The organism is Bacillus sp. RO2, assembly GCF_012911845.1.
GTDB lineage: Bacteria > Bacillota > Bacilli > Bacillales > Bacillaceae_I > Sutcliffiella_A.
Map to the genome: position 1 here is coordinate 263,209 of NZ_JAAXCU010000046.1, position 8,172 is coordinate 271,380.

General features: G+C 38.8%; 7 protein-coding genes. All 7 read right to left on the reverse strand.

Annotation, left to right across the window (positions count from 1 at the left end; genetic code table 11):
- Positions 1-148: 148 nt before the first annotated feature.
- The 7 genes from HF078_RS15205 to HF078_RS15235 all read right to left on the reverse strand — a co-directional run bounded on the left by HF078_RS15205 (position 149) and on the right by HF078_RS15235 (position 7,853).
- Positions 149-1,585, reverse strand: a complete 1,437-nt coding sequence (locus HF078_RS15205) for a spore germination protein (protein WP_169291936.1) — start codon at positions 1,583-1,585, stop codon at positions 149-151.
- A gap of 185 nt (positions 1,586-1,770) precedes the next feature.
- On the reverse strand, positions 1,771-3,288 hold the full coding sequence (locus HF078_RS15210; RefSeq protein WP_169291906.1) for a rhomboid family protein: 1,518 nt from the start codon (positions 3,286-3,288) through the stop codon (positions 1,771-1,773).
- 97 nt (positions 3,289-3,385) lie between these two features.
- Positions 3,386-5,104 carry a methyl-accepting chemotaxis protein gene (locus HF078_RS15215; protein WP_169291907.1) on the reverse strand — a complete coding sequence of 573 codons (1,719 nt, stop codon included), beginning with the start codon at positions 5,102-5,104 and terminating at the stop codon, positions 3,386-3,388.
- 125 nt (positions 5,105-5,229) lie between these two features.
- On the reverse strand, positions 5,230-5,409 hold the full coding sequence (locus tag HF078_RS15220) for a hypothetical protein (protein ID WP_169291908.1): 180 nt from the start codon (positions 5,407-5,409) through the stop codon (positions 5,230-5,232).
- 64 nt (positions 5,410-5,473) lie between these two features.
- Positions 5,474-6,418, reverse strand: a complete 945-nt coding sequence (locus tag HF078_RS15225) for an L-lactate dehydrogenase (RefSeq protein ID WP_169291909.1) — start codon at positions 6,416-6,418, stop codon at positions 5,474-5,476.
- 87 nt (positions 6,419-6,505) lie between these two features.
- Positions 6,506-7,300, reverse strand: coding sequence for a DUF92 domain-containing protein (locus tag HF078_RS15230; protein ID WP_169291910.1), 795 nt, complete (start codon positions 7,298-7,300; stop codon positions 6,506-6,508).
- Positions 7,278-7,853: a 5-formyltetrahydrofolate cyclo-ligase gene (locus HF078_RS15235; RefSeq protein ID WP_169291911.1), complete on the reverse strand. Its 576-nt coding sequence runs from the start codon at positions 7,851-7,853 to the stop codon at positions 7,278-7,280. The genes HF078_RS15230 and HF078_RS15235 overlap by 23 nt, the downstream gene beginning before the upstream one ends.
- Positions 7,854-8,172 lie beyond the last annotated feature (319 nt).

Below are 8,172 nucleotides of genomic sequence, written 5' to 3' on the forward strand. Positions count from 1 at the left end.
CCCTGAATGCGAAGCCTGAGGACGCTCACGGGCTGCCCGCAGGCAAGCGAAGCGCCTGGAACGGAAATCAACCTTTTATATGCTTTCTTAATCTTCATAAAAAAACGGATGGGTTGAGGACCATCCGTTTTTCTTTATTAAATTCTTTTTATCGATCCGGATCTTCCGAGTGTAGGATTGTCGGCCTTCTGTTTTTCAACGGAATCGGTGATCGTATTATAACATCACGGAAACCTCTGTAATTGAATGGGATAAATGGCCATAGGTAAGGAACGTTGTAAGAGTTCATCATCATCAGGAATAGAATGAGAATGACAAGTCCTATCATAAAGCCAATTACTCCAAACATGTAAGTCAATAAAAGGAGCACAATCCTAAATAATCTGTTTGCCAAGCTAAGTTCATAACTCGGAGTTGAAAATGTTCCAATAGCAGCAATAGCCAGATACAAAATTATTTCTGGTACAAAAAGACCTACTTTTACTGCAACATCTCCAATGAGAATTGCCGCTACTAATCCAAGGGCGGTACCTAAAGAAGTTGGCGTATGAATGGCTGCCATTCTGAGCATGTCCATCCCGATTTCTATAATAAGTATTTGGGCGATTAAAGGAACTTCACCCGTTTCAGTCGGCCCGATATAAGATAGTTGTTCAGGCAGTAACTGTGTATTCGTTGCTAGCAAGTACCATAAAGGTAGAATAAATATAGACGCCCAGACTGCAAGGAATCTAACCAGCCTTAAGTACGCCCCAACAACCGGTTTGTTTCTGTACTCTTCAGCATGTTGCAGATGATGCCAAAAAGTAGCCGGTGTTATGATGACACTTGGAGAACCATCTACTATGACTAGTACATGTCCTTCATATAAATGCGCCGCTGCTGTATCTGGCCTTTCTGTGTATCTGACTGTAGGATAAGGATTCCAGTGTCTTCCTCCTACAAATTCCTCCAGTGTCTTTTCAGCCATTGGCAGACCATCTGTGTCAATGTTGTTTAATGAATCTTTAATTTTTTCTACCAGATCGGGATCTGCCAGTTCATCCATATAACAGATACTTATATCAGTCTTTGATCTTCTTCCTACCTGCAAATATTCCATTCTGAGTGAACTGTCTCTTATCCTTCTACGGATTAATGCGCAGTTGAATATCATTGTCTCAACGAATCCATCCCTGGAACCGCGAACCACTCTTTCCATGTCTGGTTCTTCCGGACCTCTAACTGGATACGTTCTTGAGTCAATAATGATCGCTTCCTCTAGTCCTTCTACAATGATGACAGTTGGACCTGCAAGGACCTGATCTACAACTGTTTCCAAATCGTCTGTTTTACCAATTTCGACATAAGGTATGTAGGTCTTTAATAACTTGTCCAGAGGTTTTTCATTAAGATCTTCTGGCAATAGGTCGGATAGAAATTTCATTAAAAAGAGCATGATATCATCTTTACCGAAACCGTCCACTAAGAACATTCCTATTTTTCTGCCCGCATAATGGAGGTCTAGAAAGATTAAATCAAAACTTTTATCAACAGCCATTCTTTCTTTTAAATATCCAACATCTTCATCGAAGTTTCCCGACATTTTTCTCGTTGGTTTATGCCAAGTCAAAATGATTTCCTCCTAATTCTTCATATATTAGGTTTGAAGTACTTATCATCTTTTCATTTTCTGCTAATCCCAAAGAAATAATACAAGATTGCACAAAAAAACAGCAGGGAACTCCCATCTCAATGGAATGGTAGTCCTTGCTGTTTTTTATAAGAAATTTATTCTTCTATTAACCCATCTATTTCTGTGCGAAGGCTATTGTATGCTTCCACGGTAGAATCAAGTTCGATTGCTTTATTAATAGAACTTGATGCCTTTTCAGCGTCATCCAGCTCCAAATAAACTAATGCTAAATTATAATGCGCTTCATGAAAACTAGGCTGTAGAGTAGTAAGTCTTTCTAATCGATTCTTCGCGTTCTCTATTTTTCCTTCTTGAATATCTATGTAGGAAAGATAGAAAAGGACCTCAGGGAATTCCTCCTCCCTTTCCTCTAAATCAATAAGCAGATTATATGCTTCTTCATATTCTTCTTGTTGAATGAATGTTTCTGCCTGTTTAATGAGAGCAGTTGGATTTTCGGCATTGTACCCTTTTTGTAAGAGAAAGAAAGTTAAAACAGAAACTAATGCTAAACCAAAAATTCTCTGGATAAATTTTTTATGATTCGGTAAATGCACTATAGCTGATGCTAAAAAGCCACCAATCAACCCGCCAATATGACCTGCATTATCGATACCTGGAATGGTGAATCCGATCGCTAGATTTATTCCTATTAATACGAGAATGTTCGTACCCATTGTCCGGAAAAATAACTTAGGGTGGGTTATCCCAACAAACAAGAGCGCACCGAAGCAACCAAAAATTGCACCGGAGGCACCTGCAGATAACGATGAAGTAAAAACAAAACTAGCTAAAGAACCAGCAAATCCAGCAAACAAATAAATGACTAGAAAGCGAACGTTCCCATATATTCTTTCTACCGCAGTGCCTAGGTAAAATATCGCCATTGTGTTTAGCAATAGATGAAGTACCCCAATATGGAGAATAATAGGTGTAAAGAAACGCCACCATTCCCCTTCCAGAATGGCTGGGTTATATTTTGCACCATACTTAACCAATGTCTCAGGATTCTGGCTTCCTCCGTTTGTTTCCAGTAGATAAAACATTACTAGGTGTAAAAAGATAAAAAAGTAGGTGAAAAGGGGTTTTCCATGTTGAAACAAAGACCTTTCCTTTTTATCTCTTTGTGAGGATGCGTTTAGAACACTTTGCTTGAGATGATATAGTCCAAGATCATCTAGTGCGTCCTGTTCCTTTATGGTTACCTCATCCCCAGTTACATGAGAAATCCTATTTAACGCTTTTTGTGTATTGCCTTCATGCAACACGATAGAATGAAGTTCCGTTTTTTCACTTACAAAAGGTTCTTCCACCCTGAACTCCCAATCATCGACAGGAGGGTATGAAGATACATATATATTGAATGCATGTAAACGACGCTTTCGCAGTTGCTGCTTGAAATTAACAACGTGTCTGGATGCATTTTCAATATCACGTTGAAGCCACGTGCTCCAATCTAGATCATGTCGATAGATTCTAATAATTGGTGCTTTTTTATGGGTAAGGTTTTCTAACCAAAGTTCGTTTTGATCTGGAGAGATATGTAAAATTCGATATTCTTTCATTACAACAAAATGTTGAATGATCTGCCAAAATAAGATATCTTGTTTCAATTGCCCGCCTCCTCGTTCCCTTTATTTTAAATGGTTCAAGGAGAAAAGTAAAAATATAACGGTACAACAGTCGTTCTAGAAGCTGTTATCAAGAAGTTTAATTATTGATTTCAAACCTTGCAGCAATAACAGAAAGTGATTTAGACAGGGCATTCAATTTCTTGCCTATTTCATTTGTGTACTCCATCTGTTCGACCTGATTCTCACTTGCTGATAGCATTTCCTCTGAACTTGCTGAGGTTTCTTGCGACACAGAGAGTAAACTGTCAGCTGCAAACTCTAAATTAGGTAAAAACTCTTTCCAACCCTTCAAGTCTCCATTAATGACAGTTAGATTCTCACTCACTTCTTCCATTTCAGACATGAGCTCATCAAATGTAACTTTTGAAAGGTTTGCCATGTGTAAGTTATCTTTAATTTTCACATGCATGTTTTCAAATTCATTTACAGCTTTAGCTGTTACATTTTCCATATGCCCAATGGAATTTGTGATTTCCTCGGCGGCAGAAGTTGATTGTTCTGCTAGATTTCTTACTTCGTTAGCTACAACAGCAAATCCTTTCCCTGCATCTCCTGCTCGGGCAGCTTCAATGGTTGCATTCAGTGCCAATAGCTTTGTTTGTTCCGCCATCCCTTTAATTAACCCCACTAATCCTGTAATAGAAACTGAATAATCTTTTACATTTTTCACGGTGTTGGACAATTCTTCAAAATCCTGTTCAAATTTGATAATAGTTGTGATAAGTGTATTCATGTGTTTTTTCCCTATCTCGGCAGAGTCATCCATTCGATTCGAACTAGAAAAAACATGTGACATATTTTTTTGCATTTCTCCTATAAGGTCCTTCATTTCTTTAATCGATTCAACGCTGGTCTCAGAACTAGAAGCAGTTTGCATAGCCCCTTCTTTTACCATATTGATGGAACTTATCAATTGATGTGTGGAAACCATGGAATCCTCTGATGAAAGTCCAAGGTGGTTACCTGTCTCTTCTAATTCTTTCGTCGTTTGCTTGATCTCTCTTAATACTTGTGTCATGTTATGAATCATGGAATTATAGCTCTTGTTTAGAGACACAATTTCAGGAATCGATGTCTTAATGTTTTTAGCTGGCCGAAGATTCCCTTCTCTTCCTTCTCTCATTGCTTCCCGAAGAACAGATAATGGCTTTGTTAAAGTTCGAACAAAAATAATTGTAATGCAAGTGAAAATCACGATACTACCAATGATGACCATAAGTGTGAAAATACCCATATCATGGACAGGACTTAAATAAGAACTAGTTGGAATAATCAAACCATAAATTCCATCCAGCTCCTTCATTTCCCTAAATGAGATAGTATATTCCACCCCATTAATGCTTTCCTTAATAATGCCATTTTTACTGTTGACCATTGCATCCACCATGGAATCTGTCATTTTAGGAAGATTACCTTCGCTTACCTTGAATGGCTGTGTCTCGTTATTGGTTATGTAAAAGAACTCCGAAAAGATTCCATCCTCTTTCAATGTATCCCTTTGAGAGCGTATATTCACCTCCAACTGCTGCATAAAATATGCATCATCACTTATGTATGTAAACTTTAAGTTTTCTGCAATGTAACCCATAAGCTCTACTTCTCTAACAAGACGGTTTTCTATACTATTGACGGTCATTTCTTTTGATTTGATATAAGAAACCAGCCCGACTGCCGATATAGACGCCAACATCAATGTTATAAAGAGTAGGAATAGTCTAGTTCCTAAATTTATTTTTCCGATGTAATGTTGAAATTTCTCGTCCATTCTCTTTTTATATTTTACTAGTTGTTTCATCCAGTTGATCCCCCTGTAACTCCTATTCGCCTAACAGAATAAATTATAGAGGAAGAATATTAATGCAATGTTAATTTTATGTAATTTTAAAAACAAAAGAAAAACCACCAGCAACTACTGGCAGTTTATCCTCGAAATACGGTTTGTAAAAATCGTTCGCGTACAAATGGAATGTCCATTCCGAATGCTACAACAAATCTTCTGATGCTAGCGATTCCCAAAATATAATTTAGGATTTTATAACGACTTTGGTAAATGGCATATGTACCCACGCCTATTAGAAAAATTCTTAGTAAGAATCCCATTGTCATCCCTCCTATCTATATCTTGCTTAAAAATGAAAAAAACATGCCCAAGAATAGACATGTTTTAGAATACTTTATCTTTTATTTCTGAAAGTACTTGAACAGAGTGTTGAAACTGCTCCCTTTCTTTTTCACTTAAGTCAAGTTCAAGGATTTCTCTAATTCCGTTTCTGTTGACGATAGCGGGAACTCCAATGTAAATGTCCTCACTTTCATATTCTCCATCCAAATAGGCTGAAACCGTTAAAATGGAATTTTCATTTTGTAGGATTGCCTTTGTCAGTCTGACAAGCCCCATGGCAATTCCATAATAGGTTGCACCTTTTCTCTCTATAATTTGGTAGGCAGCATCTCTTACACTGACAAATAGGTCATTTAGATCTTCCTCTTTGTATTTTTCCTGCTTCGCCATCAGCTCTAAGATTGGTTTTCCCCCAATATCAGCTTTACTCCATACAGGCAGTTCCGTATCTCCATGTTCCCCGATGATATAAGCATGCACATTACGGGCATCTACTTGAAAATAATCACCGAGAACATAGCGGAACCTAGCCGTATCTAGAATGGTTCCTGAACCGATTACCCTCTCTTTAGGCAGGCCTGAAAACTTCCAAGTAGCGTAAGTTAAGATATCAACTGGGTTTGTTGCAACGAGGAAGATGCCATCAAATCCATTCCCCATTACTTCATCCACTATACTTTTAAATATTTTCGTATTCTTCTCGACAAGATCTAATCTCGTTTCACCTGGTTTCTGATTGGCACCGGCACATATCACCACAATGTCTGCATCCTGACAATCCTTATAATCACCATACCAGATTCTCGTTGGTGTTGGCGCAAATGCTATTCCATGATTTAAGTCCATTGCATCGCCTTCTGACTTTTCCTTGTTCAGATCAATCAATACGAGTTCTTCTGTCACGCCTTGATTCAATAAGGCGAATGCATAACTTGAACCGACGAACCCTGTTCCTATTAAAGCAACACGACTAATTCCGTTTCTCATGGTATCTCCTCTTTTCACCTAGGTTACGTTTCAAATATATTATACCAAAAAAGATTGTGAAATACTGAGCAAAATATAACTATTTCGTTACAACAGTACCAAGATAGTGATGACACTTGCTATTAATATGGAGGAGATATTGACCACATCGTTGTTCACCCACGAATTGCCTTTTACTAATTGTGTGGGTTGTTGACAGTGTTCTGTTTTTTCCACACGCTTTCCGCATACTTTACATCTGTAGGCGGATTGAACAGTTGCACCTAAGAATGTATCAATAAAACAGCCCAACACCCCCATTGCGGTAAGCAGAATGGTTATCGCGAAATTTATTTCACTCCAGAAAAAGTAGGAAACTACACTTATTAATGCAGAACCTACAATTGACGCTAGTGTTCCAAGTAAAGAGATTGCCCCAGACGTTCCTGGCTCCACTGTTTTCATCTGTATAATTGAGAACGGGCGCTTTTTACTTAGTGAACCTACTTCCGATGCCCAAGTATCTGAGTTCGCGACAGCTATGGCAACGACGAAGCCGTAAATCCAATAATCAGCAGGAAACAGGTATGCCAAAACCCCTAATAGCGCAGGTACTCCGCCATTAGCGAAAACTTGCACTATATCTCGTTGCGAACCTTTTTCGTGCATATCAGTAATGCTTTCCTTTTGCTTACGATTATATTTACTCCAGAAACTAGAGGTAACAAAGAATAGTCCAATCAATAGAAGACCATACCCTTTAAAACCTATTGCAATTAAAATCCCTACTAGGAACGTTCCAATCGCTCCGGAAGCAGCTAATGCCTTTAGTTTATATCCTCCCCATGCCAACAAAGCAATACCTATTAACAATACAACCTCATTTTCTAATAGAGCAGTCATACACGACCTCATTTGTCACAATTTTATGTACGGGTATATCGAATTGATCTGTTGGAACTTTCTTAACCAGCTGTTCTGTAAATGCCAATGATACTTTAGAGCAAATGTAATCAACCAGGTAACGGTCGTAATAACCACCGCCGAAGCCTATTCTATATCCTTCCTCATCAAAAATCAGACCAGGAACTAGAATTAATTCGAGCTTGTCTTTATAGCATATTTCCACTTCTGAGACAATGGGCTCTTTTAATCCAAAGTAGACGGTTTCCAGTTGATTGAAGTTTTCTAGGAAATAAAACTCCATGCTTTTATTCTTTGGAAAGCATTTCGGTACGGCCACTTTCTTTCCTTCTTCCCACGCGCGCATAATAATGGCTTCCGTATCCACTTCAGGATAACGTGAAATGGTCACAGCAATTGTTTGTGAATCCTGCCATTCTTTTGAAGCAAACAACTTATCATGAATCGCTTTGCTTTTTGCTGCATGGCTTAAACGGTCCATGTTCCCTAGTATTTTTTTCATCTCTTCCCTTAACACACTTTTCTCTTTCATACCTTGCCTCCTAAGACACTCTTACTCTTACCATACCAAATTTTCACGAAAGGAAACAGGGCGTTAAAGCAATCAATTTATCTATGCAAATCTTCCCTGTTGACTGCAGTGGAGGGGGTGAGACTCCTGCGGGAGGTAGCGGTAGCTTGAGACCCCACAGCGCAGCGAGGAGGCTCAAGCACACGCCCCGCGGAAAGCGAACTCCCATAACGGAAGGAAACAGGGTGTTAAAGCAATCTACTATGTCTAAGCAAATCTCTTCCCTGTTGACTGAAGTGGAGGGGGTGAGACTCCTGCGGGAGGTAGCGGTAGCTTGAGA